Consider the following 21,349-nt stretch of genomic DNA (forward strand, 5'->3'; position numbering starts at 1 on the left):
CCGGCTCCCGGTCACGGGCGGTGCGGCCCGCACGGGCCGCACCGCCCGTACCCTTGCAGTAGACAACCGGGCCCTCGCCCGGCGCTCGGCATCAAATAGCGGTTGCCGAAGACTGGAGGCACATCCCCATGCTGATCGCTCAGCGCCCCTCACTGACCGAAGAGGTCGTCGACGAGTTCCGCTCGCGGTTCGTGATCGAACCGCTGGAGCCCGGCTTCGGCTACACCCTCGGAAACTCCCTGCGTCGTACGCTCCTCTCCTCGATCCCCGGTGCCGCCGTGACGAGCATCCGGATCGACGGGGTCCTGCACGAGTTCACCACCGTGCCGGGCGTCAAGGAGGACGTCACCGACCTGATCCTCAACATCAAGAGCCTGGTCGTCTCCTCGGAGCACGACGAGCCGGTCGTGATGTACCTGCGCAAGCAGGGCCCGGGTCTGGTCACCGCCGCCGACATCGCCCCGCCGGCCGGTGTCGAGGTGCACAACCCCGACCTGGTGCTCGCCACGCTGAACGGCAAGGGGAAGCTGGAGATGGAGCTGACCGTCGAGCGCGGTCGCGGCTACGTCTCCGCGGTGCAGAACAAGCAGGCCGGCCAGGAGATCGGCCGCATCCCGGTCGACTCCATCTACTCGCCGGTCCTCAAGGTCACCTACAAGGTCGAGGCGACCCGTGTCGAGCAGCGCACCGACTTCGACAAGCTGATCGTCGACGTCGAGACCAAGGAGTCCATGCGGCCCCGGGACGCCATGGCGTCCGCCGGAAAGACCCTGGTCGAGCTGTTCGGTCTGGCCCGTGAGCTGAACGTCGACGCCGAGGGCATCGACATGGGCCCGTCCCCGACGGACGCCGCGCTCGCCGCCGACCTGGCCCTGCCGATCGAGGAGCTGGAGCTGACCGTCCGCTCCTACAACTGCCTCAAGCGCGAGGGCATCCACTCGGTGGGCGAGCTGGTGGCCCGCTCCGAGGCGGACCTGCTCGACATCCGCAACTTCGGCGCCAAGTCGATCGACGAGGTCAAGGCGAAGCTGGCCGGGATGGGCCTGACCCTCAAGGACAGCCCGCCCGGATTCGACCCGACCGCCGCCGCCGACGCCTTCGGCGCCGACGACGACGCGGACTCCGGCTTCGTCGAGACCGAGCAGTACTGAGGCAGTACCGAGACGGAGCGGTACCGCCGCCGGTCACCGCCGGCGGCCCCGGCCGGGCGCGGCACCCGCCGCACCCGGCCGGCCCACACCTCCGGGGCGCACCGCGCACCCTGTGCCGCGCGCCCCGGGCTCCGGCGGGCACAAGCCCGTACGGACACTGACACCGGTACCTGATACGGCCGGTGCAGACAACGAGGAGAAGGACCCATGCCGAAGCCCACCAAGGGTGCCCGTCTGGGCGGCAGCGCCGCGCACCAGAAGGCCATGCTGGCGAACCTCGCCACCAGCCTCTTCGAGCACGGCCGCATCACCACCACCGAGGCCAAGGCCCGCCGGCTGCGCCCGGTGGCGGAGCGTCTGATCACCAAGGCGAAGAAGGGCGACCTGCACAACCGTCGCCAGGTGATGCGCTCGATCCTGGACAAGAGCGTCGTCCACACGCTCTTCACCGAGATCGCCCCGCGCTACGAGAACCGCCCGGGCGGCTACACCCGTATCACCAAGATCGGTAACCGCCGGGGCGACAACGCGCCCATGGCCGTCATCGAGCTGGTGGAGGCCCTGACCGTGCAGCAGGAGGCCGTCGGCGAGGCCGAGGCCGCCACGAAGCGCTCGGTCAAGGAGCAGGAGCAGGAGCAGGCCGACGCCGGCGCCGACAAGGACGCCGCGGGCGACGAGGCCCTGAAGGGCCTCAAGAAGGACGAGGCCGCCGAGTCCGCCACCGAGGCCCCGGCCGAGGAGAAGGCCGACGAGGCCGGCGAGAGCGGCGAGGAGAAGAAGGAGGCCTGAGGCTCCCTTCGGACCCGGCGCGGCCCGAGCCGCACGGCAGCACAGGCAGCACCACAGGCGGACCCGTCTCCCGACCCGGAGACGGGTCCGCCGCCGTTGGAGAGGAACACCGGCGTTGAGCGAGGAAGTGGAGCCCGGGCACGTACGGGTCCGGCTGGACCTGTCGTACGACGGGAGGGACTTCTCCGGCTGGGCCCGGCAGCACGGCCGGCGCACCGTGCAGGGCGAGCTGGAGGAGGCGCTGCGGGTGGTGACCCGCTCGGCGGAGCCCTTCGAGCTGACGGTCGCCGGCCGTACCGACGCCGGGGTGCACGCCCGCGGCCAGGTGGCACACGTCGACCTGTCCGAAGAGCTGTGGGCGGCGCACCGCGAGAGGCTGCTGCGCAGACTGGCCGGACGGCTGCCGCACGACGTACGGGTGCACCGGGTCACCGAGGCGCCGCCCCACTTCAACGCGCGCTTCTCGGCGATCTGGCGCCGCTACGCCTACCGGGTCTGCGACCATCCGGGCGGGGTGGACCCGCTGCGCCGCGGCCACATCCTGTGGCACGACTGGCCGCTGGACGTGGCCGCCATGAACACCGCGGCCGAGGCGCTGCTGGGGGAGCACGACTTCGCGGCGTACTGCAAGCGGCGCGAGGGCGCGACCACCATACGGACGCTGCGGGAGCTGCGCTGGGAGCGGCTGCCGGACGGCACCGTGGAGGCGCGGGTCGTGGCCGACGCCTTCTGCCACAACATGGTGCGCTCCCTGGTGGGCGCGCTGCTCTTCGTCGGGGACGGGCACCGGCCGCCCGCCTGGCCGGGCGAGGTGCTGGCCGCGCGGGTGCGGGACTCGGCGGTGCACGTGGTGCGGCCGCACGGGCTCACCCTGGAGGAGGTCGGCTACCCGGCCGACGAGCTGCTGGCCGCGCGCAACGCCGAGGCCCGCAACCGGCGGACGCTGCCGGGGACGGGCTGTTGCTGAGCTTTTGACGGCCCGCCAGGGTGACGCGGGGCCGGCCCTCTGATGGGCCGGGGGAACGGCGGTCGCCTGCTCTCCCGGAACGCCGGCGGCGGGATTCGGACAGCCGAGGAGGTCCGTCGCGGAACACGCGAGATGCGGGAATCGCGGACTCCCGGTGCGGCGATCCGCCCGGCGGCAGGCACGCGCAGCGGACGGGCCCGCTACCCGGGGTCGCGGGGCAGCCAGGCGCGCAGACCGGCGGGGAGCCGCCGCATCGCCGCGCGGTACAGCGCCAGGTCCTCCTCGGTGACGACGCCGTGCCACTGCCCGCTGCGCCCCTTGTGGAAGAACCGGAAGGAGGAGACCACGGCACCGGTCGCGCCGTCGCCGAAGATCTGGTGCTGGTCGGCCCGCATGTCGGAGAAGGTGCACGCCTCCACCAGTTCCGGCCACAGGTCCTCGTCCACCGGGATGTCCAGGAAGGCGCTGACACGGCGCATCTGCCCGTCGAGGTCGTCCAGCATGTCCTGGTAGTGCAGGAGGAGGACGTTGGGTTCGTCCCGGTGCCGCCACCAGGACTCCAGGTGGTGGGTGGGCGAGTTGAACGGCCAGCCGTCGGACTCCCACGGGAAGGCGCTGCGGGTGAAGTAGGCGCGCCAGAACTCGCGGACGTCCTCGGGGATCGCCGGGTGCTCGGGGTGTGGACGTCGTCGCCGGTGGGGCCGGGCGGGAGCGGGACCCGGCTGGTGCCCAGCGCGTGGTTGTGGGTGGAGAGCGAGGCGTCCCGCAGATCGCGCCCGACGACCAGGTACGACACCTCGGGGTGGACGGGCAGGGCGTCCATCGGCAGATGGGTCTTGACGAACCGCCGGTGCTTCTGCCCCTCCAGGATCTTCAGCGTCTGCTCCAGGGGGACGAAGGCGCAGTCGAGCCAGGGGCTGATCTCCGCCAGCGGCCCCGGCAGCCGGGTGCTCTGGAAGACCAGGACCGAGGCGATCCGCTGGGTCCAGGTGGTGCCGACCTTGGCCGGGGTGGAGATCACGATGTCGCCGGGCCGCGGCCGGTAGCTGTCCCAGTAGGTGCTGTCCGTGAAGAAGCTCCGGTAGGTGCGCCGGGAGTCCGTCTGTGTGCCCATGGCGCGATCCTCCGCCGCGCGCGCCGCTCCGCTCAACAGCGCGATATCGGCCATGGGCGGCCGCCGGGAGGACGGAGAGTTGTCCGAATCCGGGGCAACTCCCGGGGCGCGCCGGTGGTCTGACGATCGGGATCCGCGATGCGCGGGGCCCGTCGACCACGATGACACGGAGTGTCCATTGATACCGGGAACAAGGGGGGCCCGCCGGGCGGGGACGGTGGCACTGACCGCCGGAGCCGTCCTGGTGGCAGGGCCGCTGGTCGTGCCGGCGCAGGCGGCCGCCGGGCCGTCCGGGGTGGCGGCCAAGGGCGCCTTCCTGCTGGACAGCGGACCCAACAAGGCCCTGTGGAGCAAGAGCGCCGACACCAAACGGGAGATGGCCAGCACCACCAAGATCATGACCGCGGCGGTCGTCCTCACCACCAAGGGTGTCGACCTCAACCGCAAGGTCACGGTCAAGAAGGCCTACCGCGACTACGTCGCCAAGAACGGCGCCAGCACCGCCGACCTGAAGACGGGCGACAAGCTCACCGTGCGGCAGCTGCTGTACGGGATGATGCTGCCCTCCGGCTGTGACGCGGCGTACGCGCTGGCGGACACCTTCGGCAGCGGCAGCACCACGGCGGCCCGGACGAAGTCGTTCATCTCGAAGATGAACAAGAAGGCCGCCGACCTGGGGATGAAGAACACCAAGTTCGACTCCTTCGACGGCATCTCCAAGGCGGGCAAGAACCAGTCGACCCCGCGCGACCTGGCGAAGCTGGCCCGGCACGCGATGGCCAACAGCACGTTCAAGACGGTGGTCAAGGCCCCCAAGACCGTGCAGAAGGCCACCAACGGGCGCACGTACACCTGGTACAACACCAACACGCTGCTCGGCTCCTACAAGGGCGTGACCGGCATCAAGACGGGCACCGGCACCAAGGCGGGGCCCTGCCTGGTCTTCGCGGCGACGCGCGACAAGCGCACGGTCGTCGGAGTCGTGCTCAACAGCTCCAAGCGCTACCCGGACGCGACGAAGATGCTCGACTGGGCCTTCAAGCAGAAGAAGGCCACCAAGCTGACCCTGCGCCAGCTGCCGCAGGGCGCGCAGCGGGACTGACGGGAGAATCCGGCCCCACGGGGCCCGGCCGCTCGGCGGCCGGGCCCCGGCACGGGCCGTCAGCCGCCGACCGCCGCCCGGGCCTGCTCCTGGCCGCGGTCGAGGATACGGGCGAAGGCGAAGTCGGCGCCGTCGCGCCCGGTCCGGCGGGCGGCCTCGTCGGAGGCGGTGACGCTTCGGCCGTCGGTGTGGCCGGCGATGGTGAAGTACGCGTAGCGGCCCAGCGCGTTGGCCGAGGTGTGGCAGGTGACGCCGCCCCGGCAGAAGGTGGGGACGCCCGCCCCGGGCAGCGAGGCGACGTTCGGCTCGGCCTGCTCCTTCGCCTTCCGCGCGGCCTCGTCGCTGTCGAAGACGGCGACGCCGACGGTGACCGCGAGCCCGTCGCGCTCGTACGTCACCCGGATCAGTTCGCGGCAGCCGTTGTTCGCCAGCACCGCCCCGAGCGCGCCCTGGGTGGCGGCGGCGCAGCTCTTCGTGGTGGCCGTGGCGCCCTTGGCGTACGTCCGGTCGTTGACCTTCATCGAGTCGCCGGGGAACAGCGTCCCGGCGCCGAGCGGCGCCTTGTCCTTCGCCGGATCGGAGAGGAACTCCCGCGGGTCCGGCGGCGGGGGAGGGGGCTCCGAGGAGAAGCTCGGCTCCGGCTGCTCCGGGCTGGGCGGCAGGCTCCCGGCGGACGGCAGCGCGCCCGAGGGCCGGTCGGACGTCCCGGTGCCGGAGCCGTCCTCGCTGATCACGGCCGTCGCGACGATCGCGGCGACGACCGCCGTGGCCACCGCGCCGCCGCCGATCAGCAGCCAGCGCCGTCGGCGTGCGCGGGCGCGCTCGGCCTGCTCGGCCAGCGCGTCCCAGTCCGGTGTGGACGGCCCCCCGCCCGGGTACCAGCCCTGTCCCCCCTGCCCGAAGCTCATGGGCGCATCATATTCGCTTGCCCGCCCGCCGGACGCGCGTCAGAGTCGAGCCCATGGGACATGTCGAGGCGGCGCACCTGGAGTACTACCTTCCGGACGGGAGGCCGTTGCTCGGCGATGTCTCGTTCCGGGTGGGCGAGGGCGCCTCGGTGGCCCTGGTGGGCGCCAACGGCGCCGGGAAGACCACCCTGCTCAGACTGATCGCGGGAGAGCTGACACCGCACGGCGGCACGGTGACGGTCGGCGGCGGGCTCGGGGTGATGCCGCAGTTCGTGGGCTCGGTGCGGGACGAGCGGACCGTGCGCGACCTGCTGGTCTCGGTGGCGCAGCCACGCGTCCGGCAGGCCGCGGCGGCGGTGGACGAGGCCGAGCACGCGATCATGACGACCGACGACGAGGCCGCGCAGATGGCGTACGCGCAGGCGCTGGCCGACTGGGCCGAGGCGGGCGGCTACGAGGCCGAGACCGTCTGGGACATGTGCACCACCGCCGCGCTGGGCGTGCCGTACGACAAGGCGCAGTGGCGCCAGGTGCGCACCCTGTCCGGCGGTGAGCAGAAACGGCTGGTCCTGGAGGCGCTGCTGCGCGGCCCGGACGAGGTGCTGCTGCTGGACGAGCCGGACAACTACCTCGACGTCCCCGGCAAGCGCTGGCTGGAGGAACGGCTGGACGAGACCCGCAAGACGGTCCTGTTCGTCTCGCACGACCGCGAGCTGCTGGCCCGTGCGGCGCGGAAGATCATCAGCGTGGAGCCGGGCCCGGCCGGCTCCGACGTCTGGGTGCACGGCGGCGGCTTCGCCACGTACCACCAGGCGCGCAGGGAGCGCTTCGAGCGCTTCGAGGAACTGCGGCGCCGCTGGGACGAGCAGCACGCCAAGCTGAAGCAGCTGGTGAACACCCTCAAGCAGAAGGCCGCCTACAACGACGGACTGGCCTCCCGCTACCAGGCGGCCCGCACCCGGCTGCGGAAGTTCGAGGAGGCGGGGCCGCCGCAGGAGCCGCCGCGGGAGCAGGACATCCGGATGCGGCTGCGCGGCGGGCGCACCGGGGTGCGGGCCGTCACCTGCGCCGGTCTGGAGCTGACCGGGCTGATGAAGCCGTTCGACCTGGAGGTCTTCTACGGGGAGCGGGTCGCGGTGCTGGGGTCGAACGGGTCGGGGAAGTCGCACTTCCTGCGGCTGCTGGCCGGTGGTGACGTCGCCCACACGGGTCGGTGGAAACTGGGTGCCCGGGTGGTGCCCGGCCACTTCGCGCAGACGCACGCGCACCCCGAGCTGGAGGGGCGCACGCTGCTGGACGTGCTGTGGACCGAGCACGCGAAGGACCGGGGCGCGGCGATGTCCGCGCTGCGCCGCTACGAGCTGGACCGGCAGGCCGAGCAGCCCTTCGGGAAGCTGTCCGGCGGGCAGCAGGCACGCTTCCAGATCCTGCTGCTGGAGCTGGCCGGATCGACGGCCCTGCTGCTGGACGAGCCGACCGACAACCTGGACCTGGAGAGCGCCGAGGCGCTCCAGCGGGGGCTGGAGGCGTACGAGGGGACGGTGCTGGCGGTGACGCACGACCGCTGGTTCGCCCGCTCCTTCGACCGGTTCCTGGTCTTCGGCGCGGACGGGCGGGTGCGGGAGGCGCCGGAGCCCGTCTGGGACGAGGGGCGGGTGGCGCGGACGCGCTGAGGGGTGCGTGTCCGGGCTGCGCCCGGGCACGGGGTGCGGGGTGCGGGGTGCGGTGGGTGCGGGTTCCGCGGGTGCTGGGGCCGGGGCCGGTCCGGGGCGACCGTTCCGGACGGTGCGATTTACGGCCGTTGCCGCCCCACGCTCTGTCGCCCGCTCATCGGCCGCAAATCGCACTTGAGTGTCCGGAACGGTCGCCCCTCCCCGTCCCCTCCCCGCCGTCGCCGAGTGCACCATCGCCGCGCCTGCGGTTCTCCACACCCACCGGCTCGTGCACGTCGGGTGACGCCCCTGGCCGCGGCCGGACTACCGACCACTCGCCCCTGCGTGCGAGGGTGACCAGGGCGTGCTGCTGCCGTGGAGCGGGGTGCCGGCCGTTCGGCCGGGTCCGCGCGGGCGGCCGGGGCGCTGCTCGCCCCCGGTGTGCGGGGGCGCCCCCTTGGCAGAGCCGGGACGGCCTGCGGGTATGTCCGATGGGCCGGTCCGTGCCGACCCCCGATCCGGCTCCGGCTCCGGGCAACCGTCCCGGGAGCGGGCCTGGTCTGGAGCGCAGGGGGTCGGACCGGTGGTCGGGCGACGGCGGGAGGGGACGGGGAGGGGCGGTCGTTCCGGACACTCAAGCGTGATTTGCGGCCAATGCATGGGCAAGGAAACGTGGCACGATCACGGCCGTAAATCATGCCGTCCGGAATGGTCGCCCCGGACCGGCCCCGACCCCAGCACCCACAGAACCCGCACCCGCACCCCGGACCCCGGGACACCACCGTGTGGTGGTCGGTGCGCACCGTGTGTGCGGGCCGTCCGGGGGGCGCCGTGCGGTGGACCGGGGGTGTTTTGACCCGTGTGGCGCAGGGCCGGTATCCTGCTGGTTCGTTGTGCGTATTGGCTTGCTCGTTCTCACGTGAGAGGCCGTTACGCCTGGTCCACCAGGACGATGACCAGCGACCCGCATCGGCTTGCGTCACCGACGCGTGGTCAGGGCTGTCGTGATCTCCGGTGACCTTGTCAGGAAACACTCACTGAAGAAGCGAAGGCTACGACCGTGCGTACGTACAGCCCCAAGCCCGGCGACATCCAGCGCCAGTGGCACGTCATCGACGCCACAGATGTCGTCCTGGGCCGTCTGGCCTCCCAGGCCGCCACCCTTCTGAGGGGCAAGCACAAGCCGGTGTACGCGCCGCACGTTGACGCTGGTGACTTCGTCATCATCATCAACGCCGACAAGGTGCACCTCTCCGGCAACAAGCGGACCCAGAAGCTGGCCTACCGACACTCCGGCTACCCGGGTGGTCTGCGGTCCGTCCGCTACGACGACCTGCTGAAGAACAACCCCGAGAAGGCCGTGGAGAAGGCCGTCCGGGGCATGCTCCCGAAGAACTCCCTGGGCCGTCAGATGCTCTCGAAGCTGAAGGTCTACGCGGGCGAGAACCACCCGCACGCGGCCCAGCAGCCGGTCCCGTTCGAGATCACCCAGGTCGCGCAGTAGTCCGGCCACCACCAAGACTGAAGAGAGCTGAGGAGAACCGTGGCCGAGACCACCGCCGAGACCCCGATCGAAGAGGTCGAGCAGTACACCACCGAGACCCCCGAGACCCCCGAGGGTGCCGAGGAGTACTCCACCGAGTCCCTCGCGTCCCGTTTCGGTGAGCCGCAGCCGGGCGCCGGCACCGGGCGTCGCAAGAACGCCATCGCCCGCGTCCGCATCGTGCCGGGCACCGGCCAGTGGAAGATCAACGGCCGGACCCTGGAGGCCTACTTCCCCAACAAGGTGCACCAGCAGGAAGTCAACGAGCCCTTCAAGGTTCTGGAGCTGGACAACCGCTACGACGTCGTCGCCCGCATCAGCGGCGGCGGCATCTCCGGCCAGGCCGGCGCGCTGCGCCTGGGTGTGGCCCGTGCCCTGAACGAGGCGGACGTGGACAACAACCGCGGCCCGCTGAAGAAGGCCGGCTTCCTGACCCGTGACGCCCGCGCCGTCGAGCGCAAGAAGGCCGGTCTGAAGAAGGCCCGCAAGGGCACCCAGTACAGCAAGCGCTGATCCGCCGGGCTGTACCGGCCGGACCGCAGTGGCCCGGCTTTTCCGGCGGCCGCCGATGAGCGCCCCGGCAGCACCGTCACGGTGCCGCCGGGGCGCTCGTCTACGATGCGGCGCCGGCGGCGAGTGCCCCGGCCGGGCGCCCCCTGCGGCGTGCCCGGTGCACGACCGTTCCTTTTTCGCGGACAAGGGGCGTATATCTGGATGATCCGGGTCGACGGCAGGCCCGGTCCCGCAAGAACTCGGAGGAACCACGGTGGCACGACTCTTCGGTACGGACGGTGTGCGCGGGGTCGCCAACGCCGACCTGACCGCCGAAATGGCGCTCGGTCTGTCGGTCGCGGCGGCGCACGTGCTCGCCGAGGCGGGTACGTTCGAGGGCCATCGGCCGGTGGCGGTGGTCGGACGGGATCCGCGCGCGTCCGGGGAGTTCCTGGAGGCCGCTGTGGTGGCCGGGCTGGCCAGCGCGGGTGTGGACGTGCTGCGGGTGGGCGTGCTGCCGACCCCGGCCGTGGCGTATCTGACCGGCGCGCTCGGCGCCGACCTGGGCGTGATGCTCTCCGCCAGCCACAACCCCATGCCCGACAACGGCATCAAGTTCTTCGCCCGCGGCGGCCACAAACTGGCCGACGAGCTGGAGGACCGCATCGAGCGGGTCTACCGCGAGCACGCCTCCGGCGAGCCCTGGGACCGGCCGACGGGCGCCGGGGTCGGCCGGGTGAAGGACTACGACGAGGGCTTCGACAAGTACGTCGCGCACCTGATCGCTGTACTGCCCAACCGGCTCGACGGGCTCAAGGTCGTCGTCGACGGCGCGCACGGCGCGGCGGCGCGGGTCTCCCCGGAGGCGTTCGCGCGGGCCGGTGCCGAGGTGATCCCCATCGCCACCGAGCCCGACGGCCTCAACATCAACGACGGCTGCGGCTCCACCCATCTGCAGGGTCTGCGCACGGCCGTCGTGGAGCACGGTGCCCAGCTGGGCGTGGCGCACGACGGCGACGCCGACCGCTGCCTGGCCGTGGACGCCGCCGGGAACGAGATCGACGGCGACCAGATCCTCAGCGTGCTGGCGCTGGGCATGCGGGAGGCCGGGACGCTGCGCGGGAACACCGTGGTGGCCACCGTGATGTCCAACCTCGGCTTCAAGCTCGCCATGGAGCGCGAGGGCGTCGAGCTGCTCCAGACGGCGGTCGGTGACCGCTATGTGCTGGAGGAGATGAAGCGCGGCGGCTACTCGCTGGGCGGTGAGCAGTCCGGGCACGTCATCGTCCTGGACCACGCCACCACCGGTGACGGCACTCTGACCGGTCTGCTGCTGGCCGCCCGGGTGGCGGCCACCGGCCGGCCCCTGGCGGAGCTGGCGGGCGTCATGGAGCGGCTGCCGCAGGTGCTGATCAACGTGCCGGACGTGGACAAGAGCCGGGTCGGCTCCTCGGCCCGGGTGGCCGCCGCCGTGGAGGAGGCCGAGCGGCAGCTCGGCGAGACCGGCCGGGTGCTGCTGCGGCCCTCCGGCACCGAGCCGCTGGTGCGGGTGATGGTCGAGGCCGCCGATCTGGACCAGGCCCGCACGGTGGCCGGACGGCTGGCCGACGAGGTGAAGTCGGCGCTGGGCTGAGGGGCTCCGCGCCGGACGCGGTCCGGGCACGGCGGTGGCTCCGCGCGAGTGCGGTGCTTCGCGCGTGCCCGCGCGGTCCGGACCGTGTTCCGGAGCCGGTGGCCCGCGGTTCGGGTGGTGCTCCGGCCCGGCCGTGTGCCCGGGGCCGGGGGGACGGGCTCGCGTACGCTGCCGCGCATGGTGAGACTGGAACGGCTCCGGGCCGGTCACGCACCCGCCCTGCTGGCCTTCGAGCGGGAGAACCGGGAGTACTTCGCGCGGTCCGTGCCGGACCGCGGGGACGCGTACTTCGCCGGTTTCGCCGCCCGGCACGCCGCACTGCTGGCCGAGCAGGAGGCGGGAGTGTGCCACTTCCACGTCGTCCTCGACGAGCACGGTGAGCTGGTCGGCCGCGTCAACCTCGTGGACGTGGCGGACGGCGCCGCGGAGCTCGGCTACCGCGTCGCCGGACGCGCCGCCGGCCGGGGCGTCGCGACGGCCGCGGTCCGCCAGGTGTGCCGGCCGGCCGCCGGGCCGTACCGGCTCGTGGAGCTGCGGGCGGTCACCACCCTCGACAACCCGGCCTCCCGGGCCGTGCTCGAACGCACCGGGTTCGTCCTCGCGGGGGAGGCCGAGCCGGCCGGCCGGCCGGGGGTGCGGTACCTGCGCCGCCTGACGGACGCGGACCGGCCGGACGGGGCCGGGGCGGCCGGCTGAGCCGGGGTCAGAGCTTGCGCAGCGACAGGCGCTGGACCTTGTGGTCCGGGCCCTTGCGCAGCACCAGTCCGGCCCGGCCCCGGGTCGGGAGGATGTTCTGCTCCAGGTTGGGCCGGTTGGTGGTGCGCCAGATCCCCCGCGCGTACTCCAGCGCCTCCTCCTCGGACACCTGGGTGTAGCGGCGGAAGTACGAGGACGGGTCCTGGAAGGCGGTCCGGCGCAGTTTCCGGAAGCGTCCCAGGTACCAGCGCTCGATGTCCTCGGTGCGCGCGTCCACGTAGACGGAGAAGTCGAAGCAGTCGGCGACCGCGAGCCGGGTGCGGCCGTCCTTGCCGGGCAGGGCGGGCTGGAGGACGTTCAGGCCCTCCACGATCAGGATGTCCGGACGCCGTACGGTCAGGCGCTCACCGGGCACGATGTCGTAGACCAGATGCGAGTAGACGGGTGCGGTGACCTCCTCGCGGCCCGCCTTGACGTCCGCGACGAAGCGGGTCAGCGCGCGGCGGTCGTAGGACTCGGGGAAGCCCTTGCGGGACATCAGCCCGCGGCGGCGCAGCTCCGCGTTCGGCAGCAGGAAGCCGTCCGTGGTCACCAGCTCCACGCGCGGGTGCTCGGGCCAGCGGGCGAGCAGCGCCCGCAGCAGCCGTGCCACCGTGGACTTGCCGACGGCCACGCTGCCCGCGACCCCGATGACGAACGGCGTCCCGCGCTGGGCTCCGTGGCCGTCGCCCGCCGCGCCGAGGAAGGTGTTGAGCGCGCCGCGCAGCCCGTGGGCGGCTCCCACGTACAGGTTGAGCAGCCGGGACAGCGGCAGGTAGACGTCGCGCACCTCGTCCAGGTCGATGACGTCGCCCAGCCCGCGCAGCTCCTCCACCTCGGCGGCGGTCAGCGGCAGCGGGGTCCGCTCGCGCAGCGCGCTCCACTCGGCGCGGGAGAGGTCCACGAAGGGGCTCGCCTCGGCGGAGCGGGCCCGGCGCTGCTGCGGTGCCCCGGCGGGGACGGCGGGGTAGGCGGAGGCGGCGGGCGTGGGCACGGGGCCATTGTGGCCGGTGGGGGTCGGTCGGCCCACCGGCCGCCCGGTGTGAGAGTCGGCACAGCGGGCGGTGGGACCGGTGTGTTCCCGGGGGGAGTGCGGCGGGCGCGGTGGCCCGGCGCCGCTCCGGCCGGATACGGTCATCCGTGCGTTCACCGTACGGGCGTGCCGGTCCCGGCCCTCTCCCGCGGCCCGCCGGGCGCCGGGATGCCCCCTTCCGCCCCCTGCGGGCCGGGCCCGCGCGCCCCGGCCCGAAGGAGACCCCGTGCCGTTCCCGTTCCGGCGCTTCCGCCCAGCTCACCACCGTCGTACGGCCGACGGTGCGCGGGCGGCCCACACCGCCCGGGTGTGGGCCGAACTCGTCGAGGAACTGCCCGAGGAGGACCTGCACGGCGACCCGTGCGGGGCGCCGGAACAGAGGGGGGACCTCCCGCACCACAGGGGCCGCGACGCGGCCGCGTACCGGGAGACGGCCGAGATCATCGCCCGGGCCGCGGCACGCATCGCGCGAGGCCGCTGACACCACTCGCGCTCTCCGCCCCTTAGGCTGCTCCGCATGTGCGGAATCGTTGGTTATGTGGGAGGGCAGTCCGCCCTCGACGTTGTCATCGCGGGACTGAAGCGGCTGGAGTACCGCGGTTACGACTCGGCGGGTGTCGCGGTCCTCGCCGACGGTGGCCTGGCCGCCGCGAAGAAGGCCGGGAAACTGGCCAATCTCGGCAAGGTGCTGGACGAGCGTCCGCTGCCGGCCGGCTCCACCGGCATCGGCCACACCCGGTGGGCCACGCACGGCGGGCCGACCGACGCCAACGCCCATCCGCACCTGGACAACTCCGGGCGGGTCGCGGTCGTCCACAACGGCATCATCGAGAACTTCGCCGCGCTCCGCGCCGAGCTGGCCGAGCGCGGCCACGAGCTGACCTCCGAGACCGACACCGAGGTCGTGGCCCACCTCCTCGCCGAGAACTTCTCCTCCTGCGGCGATCTGGCCGAGTCGATGCGCCAGGTGTGCCGCCGTCTGGAGGGCGCCTTCACCCTCGTCGCGGTGCACGCCGACGAGCCGGACACCGTCGTCGGCGCCCGGCGGAACTCGCCGCTGGTGGTCGGCGTCGGCGAGGGCGAGAACTTCCTCGCCTCCGACGTGGCCGCGTTCATCGCCCACACCCGCGAGGCCATCGAGCTGGGCCAGGACCAGGTGGTGGAGCTGCGGCGGGACCAGGTCACCGTCACCGACTTCGACGGCGCGCCCGCCGAGACCCGCGCCTACCACGTGGACTGGGACGCCTCGGCCGCCGAGAAGGGCGGCTACGACTACTTCATGCTCAAGGAGATCGCCGAGCAGCCCAAGGCGGTCGCCGACACCCTGCTGGGCCGCATCGACGAGGCCGGCCGGCTGGCCCTGGACGAGGTCCACATCCCCGACCACGTGCTGCGCGAGGTCAACAAGGTCGTCATCGTGGCCTGCGGCACCGCGTACCACGCCGGGATGATCGCCAAGTACGCCATCGAGCACTGGACGCGCGTCCCCTGCGAGACCGAGCTGGCCAGCGAGTTCCGCTACCGGGACCCGATCCTGGACCAGCGGACCCTGGTCATCGCCATCAGCCAGTCCGGCGAGACGATGGACACCCTGATGGCACTGCGCCACGCCCGCGAGCAGGGCGCCAAGGTGCTGGCCATCTGCAACACCAACGGCTCGACGATCCCGCGCGAGTCCGACGCGGTGCTCTACACCCACGCCGGGCCCGAGGTCGCGGTCGCCTCCACCAAGGCGTTCCTCACCCAGCTGGTGGCCTGCTACCTGGTGGCCCTCTACCTGGGGCAGGTGCGCGGCACCAAGTGGGGCGACGAGATCGGTTCGGTGATCCACGAGCTGTCGCAGATCGCCACCGAGGTCGACAAGGTCCTCGGCACGATGGAGCCGGTACGGGAGCTGGCGAGGTCCCTGGCGGACAAGAACACCGTCCTCTTCCTCGGCCGCCACGTGGGCTTCCCCGTCGCGCTGGAGGGGGCGCTCAAGCTCAAGGAGCTGGCGTACATGCACGCCGAGGGCTTCGCCGCCGGAGAGCTCAAGCACGGCCCGATCGCGCTGATCGAGGACGATCTGCCGGTGGTCGTGGTCGTCCCGTCGCCGCGCGGCCGGTCGGTGCTGCACGACAAGATCGTCTCCAACATCCAGGAGATCCGGGCCCGGGGCGCGCGGACCATCGTCATCGCCGAGGAGGGCGACGACACGGTCGTGCCGTACGCCGACCACCTGGTGCGCATCCCCGCCACCCCGACCCTGCTCCAGCCGCTGGTGGCCACCGTGCCGCTGCAGGTCTTCGCCTGCGAGCTGGCCACCGCCCGCGGCAACGAGGTGGACCAGCCGCGCAACCTGGCCAAGTCGGTGACGGTGGAGTGACGTCCCCGGCGGTGGTGCCGGCGGGGGCGGACGTGGGAGCGGGAGGCCGCCGGTGATCGTCGGGGTGGGGATCGACGTGGCCGGAATCGACCGGTTCGCCGCCGCGCTGGCGCGGACCCCGCGGCTGGCCGACCGCCTGTTCGTCCCCGCCGAGCTGCTGCTGCCCGGCGGGGAGCGGCGCGGGGCGGCCTCCCTGGCGGCGCGGTTCGCCGCCAAGGAGGCCCTGGCCAAGGCGCTGGGCGCGCCGCCCGGTCTGCTGTGGACGGACGCCGAGGTGGTGGTGGACGGCGGCGGCCGGCCGTTTCTGCGGGTGACCGGCACGGTCGCCGCCCGTGCGGCCGAGCTGGGGGTGCGCAACTGGCATCTCTCGCTCAGCCATGACGCGGGGGTGGCCTCGGCGGTGGTGATCGCCGAGGGGTGAGGGCTGGCTCCTCCCGGCGGGCCGCAGTGCCGGACGGTCGGCCCGGTCGGAGCCGGTGGCCCACCGGGCCGTCCGCGGGCACCTTCGCGGACCGGCCGCCGGCCGGTCGTTTCCGCTGGGAGCGGCGCGGTCGTCGTCCGTGCGGCCTGGCTGGGAGCGCGCGGCCGGCGCCTTCCGCTCCGCCGTGGCGCGGGGGCTCGGCGGTGGTGGTCGCCGAGGGGTGAGGGCTCCTCCCGGGCGTCCGGTGCCGGTCCGTCTTCCGGGTGCCCGCGGACCGGCCGGTCGGCGGCTGACCCTGCGGATGACCGGTGCGGTCGTCGCCTGTGCGGCCGGGCCGACCTGCGCCCGGCCGTCCCGGCCCCGCCGCGGGGGCGGCCCCGTCCCGCCGGGGGGTTCCGGCCAACCGGAGGACGTCCCGGTTCGCCGGGATGCCCGGGCGGAGGACGGTCAGACTGTGGGGTATGAGAGATGCCTACAGCGTGCGGACCGTACGAACCGCCGAGCGGGAGCTGATGGCCCGGCTGCCCCCGGGCACGCTGATGCGGCGTGCCGCCGCCGGGCTGGCCGCCGCCTGCGCCGGGCTGCTGGGCCGGACGTACGGCACCCGGATCGTCCTGCTGGTGGGCAGCGGCGACAACGGCGGGGACGCGCTCTTCGCCGGGGCGCGCCTGGCCCGGCGCGGCGCCGGGGTGCGGGCCGTGCTGCTCAGCCCCGAGAAGGCGCACGAGGCCGGGCTGGCCGCGCTGCGGGCGGCCGGCGGCCGGGCCGTGGCGGCGCCCACCGCGCACACCGTGCTGGAGGGCGTGCCCGCCGATCTGCCCGCCCTGCTGCGGCGGGCCGACCTCGTGGTGGACGGCATCGTCGGCATCGGCGGCCGGGGCGGGCTGCGGCCCGACGCGGTGGAGGTGCTCGGCGCCGTCCGGGAGGCCGGGGTGCCGGTCGTCGCCGTGGACCTGCCCAGCGGGGTGGACGCCGACACCGGCGAGGTGCGGGGGGTGGCGGTGCGGGCGGCGGCCACGGTGACCTTCGGCGCGTACAAGCCGGGGCTGCTGGTCGATCCGGCGCGCGAGTACGCCGGGGCGGTGCGGCTGGTGGACATCGGTCTGGGCCCGTACCTGGAGGGCGCCGAGCCGGTGGTGCGCGCCCCGCAGCACGCGGACGTGGCCGCGCTGCTGCCCCGCCCGGCGGCCGAGAGCGACAAGTACCGGCGCGGGGTCGTCGGCGTCGCCGCGGGCTCCGCCCGCTACCCGGGCGCGGCCGTGCTCGCCGTGGCGGGCGCGCTGCGCGGCGGGGCGGGCGCGGTGCGCTACGCCGGATCCGCGGCCGGCGCGGTGGTCGCCCGCTTCCCCGAGACGCTGGTGACCGAGGGCCCGCCGGGCGGGGCGGGCCGGGTGCAGGCATGGGTCGCCGGGCCGGGGCTGGGCGACGGGCCGGACGCCCGGCGGGCGGTGCGCGAGGTGCTGGCCTCGGACGTGCCGGTGCTGCTGGACGCCGACGCGCTGGGCCTGGCGGACGCCGGACAGGTCCGGGAGCGCACCGCGCCGACCCTGCTGACCCCGCACGCCGGGGAGGCGGCGCGGCTGCTGGACCGGACGCGCGAGGAGGTGGAGGCGGCGCGGCTGGCTTCGGTGCGGGAGCTGGCGCGGCGGTACGGCGCGACGGTGCTGCTCAAGGGCTCCACCACGCTGGTCGCCCCGGCCGGGGGCCCGGAGGGGGAGCCGGCGCTGGTCAACCCCACCGGCACCGGCTGGCTGGCGACGGCCGGCAGCGGCGACGTCCTGTCCGGCCTGACCGGCTCGCTGCTCGCCGCCGGACTGGCCGCGCCGGACGCGGCGACGGCGGGCGCCTACCTCCACGGTCTGGCGGGCCGCCGGGCGGCCCCGCTGGTCAGCGCCCTGGACGTGGCGGACGCGCTGCGCCCGGTCTGGCGGGACCTGGTGCCGTGACCGGGAGCCCCCGTGTCGCGTCGCCGGAGCGCCCGGGCGCACCCGGTACGGGGGCGGTCCGCCGTTCCACGGCACCTCCTCCGTCGTCCGGCGGACGCCGGTCCGCCGCCCGGGCCAGGGCCGGCGACGGCCGGGCCGTGCGCAGCCCCGGCACGCTCTCCCGGACGGAGGGCCCGGTGCCGGCCTTCGGGGACGGACACGGGCCCGCGCCCGCAGGCGCGGCGGCGGCCCTGGCCCGGGCCGGCGCGGATTTCCGGCCCGGTGGCCGGAGCCGGGCGGGACGGCCGCTCCTCGTGAGCCGCCGGGGGCGTGGGCCCCTGGGCACCTGAGCCCCGCCCGGCCCGCCCGGGCCGTCCGGCGGCTCACGGGGCTCGCGCCCCCGGGTGCCGCGAGCTTCCCGGCAGGCCGTCCCGGCCTCGGCACCGGCCCGGGGCGGCGGCCGGGACGTACCGCGGCGGGGGCGGTGTCCGGCCGCGGCCGAAAGGGCAGCGGCGGGGGAAGCCGCAGGGGTGCGGCAGGGCGGGGACCTGAGAGACTGGGGGAACGATGAACGTCGCAAATGAGCCACCCGCCCCGCACGTGCCGGCACCCGGCCGGACGTCCCACCGGGTCCGTGCGGAGATCGATCTCGCCGCGCTGCGCGGCAATGTGCGCGCGCTGCGGGAGCGCGCGGCCGGGGCCGAGCTGATGGCCGTGGTCAAGGCCGACGCCTACGGTCACGGCATGGTCCCCTGTGCCCGCGCCGCCCGGCAGGCCGGGGCGGCCTGGCTCGGGACGGCCACCCCCGAGGAGGCGCTGGCGCTGCGCGCCGCGGGCGACCGGGGCCGGCTGCTGTGCTGGCTGTGGACGCCCGGCGGGCCCTGGCGGGCGGCGATCGAGGCGGACGTCGACGTGGCGGCCGGCGCACCGTGGGCGCTGGCGGAGATCACGGCCGCCGCCCGCGCCTGCGGCCGCACCGCCCGTGTCCACCTGAAGGCCGACACCGGACTGGGCCGGGGCGGCTGCCAGCCCGCCGAGTGGCCCGCCCTGGTGGCGGCCGCCCGCGCCGCCGAGGCCGAGGGCACCGTGCGGGTCGTCGGGGTGTGGTCGCACCTGGCCTGCGCCGACGAGCCCGGCCACCCCTCCGTCGCCGCGCAGCTCACCGCCTTCCACGAGGCGCTGGCCGTCGCCGGACGCGCCGGGCTGGAACCGGAGGTGCGGCACCTGGCCAACTCGCCGGCCACGCTCAGCCTCCCCGAGGCCCGCTTCGACCTGGTGCGCCCCGGCCTGTCGGTCTACGGGCTCTCGCCCTCGCCGGAGATCGGCGCGCCCGAGGACTTCGGGCTGCGGCCGGTGATGACGCTGCGGGCCGCCCTGGCCTCGGTCAAGCGGGTCCCGGCCGGGCACGGGGTGGGCTACGGCCACCGCTACACCACCCCCGGCGAGACCACCCTGGCCCTGATCCCGGCCGGCTACGCCGACGGCGTCCCCCGGCACGCCTCCGGCACCGGTCCGGTGCTGGTGGCCGGGAAGTGGCGGACGGTCGCCGGGACGGTGGCGATGGACCAGTTCGTGGTGGACCTGGGTGGCGACGCGGCCGAGGCCGGGGACGAGGCGGTCCTCTTCGGGCCCGGTGCCGCGGGCGAGCCGACCGCCGAGGACTGGGCGCGCGCGGTGGGTACCATCCCGTACGAGATCGTCACCCGGATCGGTGCCCGGGTGCCGCGCATACACCTGAACGCGGACATGTGACCGGAGCATGACGGAGACGGGCGGAAGAGGATGGGCGCGCCGCGCCGGGCTGGCCGGCGCGGTGCTGGGCGTCGCCGCCGCCGCGGTGGCCGCGGGCGTGGCCGTCGAACGGCTGACCGTGCACCGCGAGGTGCGCCACCGGGCCCGGCTGGCCCTGGACGCCGCGGGCCCGTACGGCTCGCTGCGCGGCACCCCCGGCCGGGCGACGGCCGACGACGGCACCGAGCTGCACTACGAGACCGACGAGCCGGACGGCGGCGCCGCGCCGGGTACGCCGACGGTCGTCTTCAGCCACGGCTACTGTCTGGCCCAGGACGTCTGGCACTTCCAGCGCGCCGCCCTGCGCGGCCTGGAACCCACCGCCTCCCCCGACGCCCCGCGTCCCCCCGCCCTGCGCGCCGTCTACTGGGACCAGCGCGGCCACGGCCGCTCCGGGCGCGGCCGGGCCGGGGAGACGGTGACCATCGACCGGCTCGGCCACGATCTGAAGGCGGTGCTCGACGCGGCCGTCCCCGCCGGGCCGGTCGTCCTCGTCGGGCACTCCATGGGCGGCATGACGGTGATGGCGCTGGCCGCCCTGTACCCCGAGTACGTCGCCGGGCGCGTCGCCGCGGTGGTCCTGCTGGGCACCTCGGCGGGCGGGCTCACCGAGGTGACCTACGGGCTGCCCGCCGCCGGGGCCAGGGCGCTGAAACGGCTGGCGCCGGGCGTGCTGCGGACCCTGGCGACCCGGGCCGATCTGGTCGAGCGCGGCCGGAAGGCCACCGCCGACCTCTTCACGGGCCTGATCAAGCGGTACTCCTTCGGCACCCGCGACGTCGACCCCGGGGTGGCGCGCTTCGCCGAGCGGCTGATCGAGTCGGTGCCGGTCGACGTGGTCGCGGACTTCTACCCGGCCTTCGCCGAGCACGACAAGACCGCCGCGCTGGCCGTCTTCGGCGCCGGGCGCCCCGCCCTGATCCTCACCGGCGACCGGGACCTGCTCACCCCGCGCGAGCACAGCGAGGTGATGGCCGAGGCGCTGCCGCACGCCGAACTGGTCGTCGTGGAGGGCGCCGGGCACCTGGTGATGCTGGAGCGGCCCGAGCTGGTCAACGACCGGCTCGCCGGGCTGCTGACGCGTACCATCCACAGCCATGAGCACACCGCACCGCCCGAACGCGGGGACCGGAACCGGGGCCGCTCCGAAGGCTCCTGAGAGCCCCGCCGTACGCATCCCCGTCGGCACCCCCGACCGCATGCGCGAGACGGGCCGGAGGCTGGCCCGGCTGCTGCGCCCCGGCGACCTCGTGCTGCTCACCGGGGAGCTGGGCGCGGGCAAGACGACCCTCACCCGGGGCCTGGGGGAGGGCCTGGGGGTGCGCGGCGCGGTCACCTCGCCGACCTTCGTGATCGCCCGGGTGCATCCGCCGCTCGGCGACGGCCCTCCGCTGGTGCATGTGGACGCCTACCGGCTCGGCGGGGGGCTGGAGGAGATGGAGGACCTGGACCTGGACGTGTCGCTGCCGGAGTCGGTGGTGGTCGTGGAGTGGGGCGAGGGCCGGGTCGAGGAGCTCTCGGAGGACCGGCTGCACGTGGTCATCGAGCGTGCCGCGGGGACGGCGGGGACCGCGGGCGAGGACGGCGCGGATCCGCCGGAGGACCACGACACGCGCACCGTGACGGTGACCGGCGTCGGCGGGCGCTGGGCCGGAGCCGACCTGTCCGCCCTCACCGCCACGGCCTAGCGCCGTGGCCGGGGGCCGCGGGCTCGCGGCGCCCTCGGGC

At 74.5% G+C, this 21,349-nt stretch carries 19 protein-coding genes and 1 pseudogene; 16 read left to right on the forward strand and 4 right to left on the reverse strand.

What is annotated here, in order from left to right:
• Positions 1–128: 128 nt before the first annotated feature.
• From V1L54_RS14250 to truA, 3 genes are all read left to right on the forward strand, one after another.
• Positions 129–1,151 (forward strand): DNA-directed RNA polymerase subunit alpha, encoded by a 1,023-nt coding sequence (locus V1L54_RS14250; protein WP_093660637.1) that lies wholly within the window; start codon positions 129–131, stop codon positions 1,149–1,151.
• Positions 1,152–1,358: 207 nt separating this feature from the next.
• Positions 1,359–1,940 carry a 50S ribosomal protein L17 gene (gene rplQ, locus V1L54_RS14255; RefSeq protein ID WP_330118341.1) on the forward strand — a complete coding sequence of 194 codons (582 nt, stop codon included), beginning with the start codon at positions 1,359–1,361 and terminating at the stop codon, positions 1,938–1,940.
• A 115-nt stretch (positions 1,941–2,055) separates the two neighbouring features.
• The gene (gene truA, locus V1L54_RS14260) at positions 2,056–2,907 is read left to right on the forward strand and encodes a tRNA pseudouridine(38-40) synthase TruA (RefSeq protein ID WP_330118342.1); all 852 of its coding nucleotides are present in this window, start codon (positions 2,056–2,058) and stop codon (positions 2,905–2,907) included.
• A gap of 200 nt (positions 2,908–3,107) precedes the next feature.
• On the opposite strand, the gene V1L54_RS14265 is transcribed toward truA, so the two are convergent.
• A complete protein-coding gene (locus tag V1L54_RS14265) occupies positions 3,108–3,812 on the reverse strand; it encodes a sulfotransferase domain-containing protein (RefSeq protein ID WP_443076631.1) in 705 nt (234 codons plus the stop codon).
• Positions 3,698–4,075: pseudogene (locus V1L54_RS29480) on the reverse strand (sulfotransferase domain-containing protein); the annotation flags it as partial. The pseudogene V1L54_RS29480 and the gene V1L54_RS14265, both read right to left, overlap by 115 nt.
• Positions 4,076–4,238: 163 nt before the next feature.
• On the opposite strand from V1L54_RS29480, the gene V1L54_RS14275 reads away from it, so the two are divergent.
• On the forward strand, positions 4,239–5,123 hold the full coding sequence (locus V1L54_RS14275) for a D-alanyl-D-alanine carboxypeptidase family protein (protein ID WP_443076624.1): 885 nt from the start codon (positions 4,239–4,241) through the stop codon (positions 5,121–5,123).
• A 59-nt stretch (positions 5,124–5,182) separates the two neighbouring features.
• Here V1L54_RS14275 and V1L54_RS14280 read toward each other — a convergent pair whose 3' ends face one another.
• On the reverse strand, positions 5,183–6,031 hold the full coding sequence (locus V1L54_RS14280) for a hypothetical protein (protein ID WP_330118343.1): 849 nt from the start codon (positions 6,029–6,031) through the stop codon (positions 5,183–5,185).
• 53 nt (positions 6,032–6,084) lie between these two features.
• On the opposite strand from V1L54_RS14280, the gene V1L54_RS14285 reads away from it, so the two are divergent.
• The 5 genes from V1L54_RS14285 (at position 6,085) to V1L54_RS14305 (ending at position 12,047) form a co-directional block, all read left to right on the forward strand.
• Positions 6,085–7,704, forward strand: a complete 1,620-nt coding sequence (locus tag V1L54_RS14285; RefSeq protein WP_330118344.1) for an ABC-F family ATP-binding cassette domain-containing protein — start codon at positions 6,085–6,087, stop codon at positions 7,702–7,704.
• A 1,039-nt stretch (positions 7,705–8,743) separates the two neighbouring features.
• Positions 8,744–9,187, forward strand: coding sequence for a 50S ribosomal protein L13 (gene rplM / locus V1L54_RS14290; protein ID WP_330118345.1), 444 nt, complete (start codon positions 8,744–8,746; stop codon positions 9,185–9,187).
• Positions 9,188–9,226: 39 nt separating this feature from the next.
• A complete protein-coding gene (gene rpsI, locus V1L54_RS14295) occupies positions 9,227–9,739 on the forward strand; it encodes a 30S ribosomal protein S9 (RefSeq protein ID WP_330118346.1) in 513 nt (170 codons plus the stop codon).
• Positions 9,740–9,992: 253 nt separating this feature from the next.
• The gene (gene glmM / locus V1L54_RS14300; RefSeq protein WP_330118347.1) at positions 9,993–11,351 is read left to right on the forward strand and encodes a phosphoglucosamine mutase; all 1,359 of its coding nucleotides are present in this window, start codon (positions 9,993–9,995) and stop codon (positions 11,349–11,351) included.
• Positions 11,352–11,528: 177 nt separating this feature from the next.
• Entirely contained in the window at positions 11,529–12,047 is a 519-nt protein-coding gene (locus tag V1L54_RS14305) for a GNAT family N-acetyltransferase (protein ID WP_330118348.1), read from the forward strand.
• Positions 12,048–12,054: 7 nt separating this feature from the next.
• On the opposite strand, the gene coaA is transcribed toward V1L54_RS14305, so the two are convergent.
• A complete protein-coding gene (coaA, locus tag V1L54_RS14310; RefSeq protein WP_443076625.1) occupies positions 12,055–13,080 on the reverse strand; it encodes a type I pantothenate kinase in 1,026 nt (341 codons plus the stop codon).
• 265 nt (positions 13,081–13,345) lie between these two features.
• Here coaA and V1L54_RS14315 point away from each other — a divergent pair, with 265 nt between their 5' ends.
• The 7 genes from V1L54_RS14315 to tsaE all read left to right on the forward strand — a co-directional run bounded on the left by V1L54_RS14315 (position 13,346) and on the right by tsaE (position 21,309).
• Positions 13,346–13,600, forward strand: a complete 255-nt coding sequence (locus tag V1L54_RS14315; protein WP_330118349.1) for a hypothetical protein — start codon at positions 13,346–13,348, stop codon at positions 13,598–13,600.
• A 36-nt stretch (positions 13,601–13,636) separates the two neighbouring features.
• Positions 13,637–15,484 carry a glutamine--fructose-6-phosphate transaminase (isomerizing) gene (glmS, locus tag V1L54_RS14320; protein WP_330118350.1) on the forward strand — a complete coding sequence of 616 codons (1,848 nt, stop codon included), beginning with the start codon at positions 13,637–13,639 and terminating at the stop codon, positions 15,482–15,484.
• Between the two features lie 52 nt (positions 15,485–15,536).
• Positions 15,537–15,905: a holo-ACP synthase gene (locus V1L54_RS14325; protein ID WP_330118351.1), complete on the forward strand. Its 369-nt coding sequence runs from the start codon at positions 15,537–15,539 to the stop codon at positions 15,903–15,905.
• A 461-nt stretch (positions 15,906–16,366) separates the two neighbouring features.
• Positions 16,367–17,851 (forward strand): NAD(P)H-hydrate dehydratase, encoded by a 1,485-nt coding sequence (locus V1L54_RS14330; protein WP_330118352.1) that lies wholly within the window; start codon positions 16,367–16,369, stop codon positions 17,849–17,851.
• A 546-nt stretch (positions 17,852–18,397) separates the two neighbouring features.
• A complete protein-coding gene (gene alr / locus V1L54_RS14335; protein ID WP_330118353.1) occupies positions 18,398–19,582 on the forward strand; it encodes an alanine racemase in 1,185 nt (394 codons plus the stop codon).
• A gap of 7 nt (positions 19,583–19,589) precedes the next feature.
• A complete protein-coding gene (locus V1L54_RS14340) occupies positions 19,590–20,780 on the forward strand; it encodes an alpha/beta fold hydrolase (RefSeq protein ID WP_330118354.1) in 1,191 nt (396 codons plus the stop codon).
• On the forward strand, positions 20,719–21,309 hold the full coding sequence (tsaE, locus tag V1L54_RS14345) for a tRNA (adenosine(37)-N6)-threonylcarbamoyltransferase complex ATPase subunit type 1 TsaE (RefSeq protein WP_443076626.1): 591 nt from the start codon (positions 20,719–20,721) through the stop codon (positions 21,307–21,309). The genes V1L54_RS14340 and tsaE overlap by 62 nt, the downstream gene beginning before the upstream one ends.
• Positions 21,310–21,349: the final 40 nt, after the last annotated feature.

Origin of the sequence: Streptomyces rubellus (assembly GCF_036323805.1) — a bacterium.
Lineage (GTDB): Bacteria > Actinomycetota > Actinomycetes > Streptomycetales > Streptomycetaceae > Streptomyces.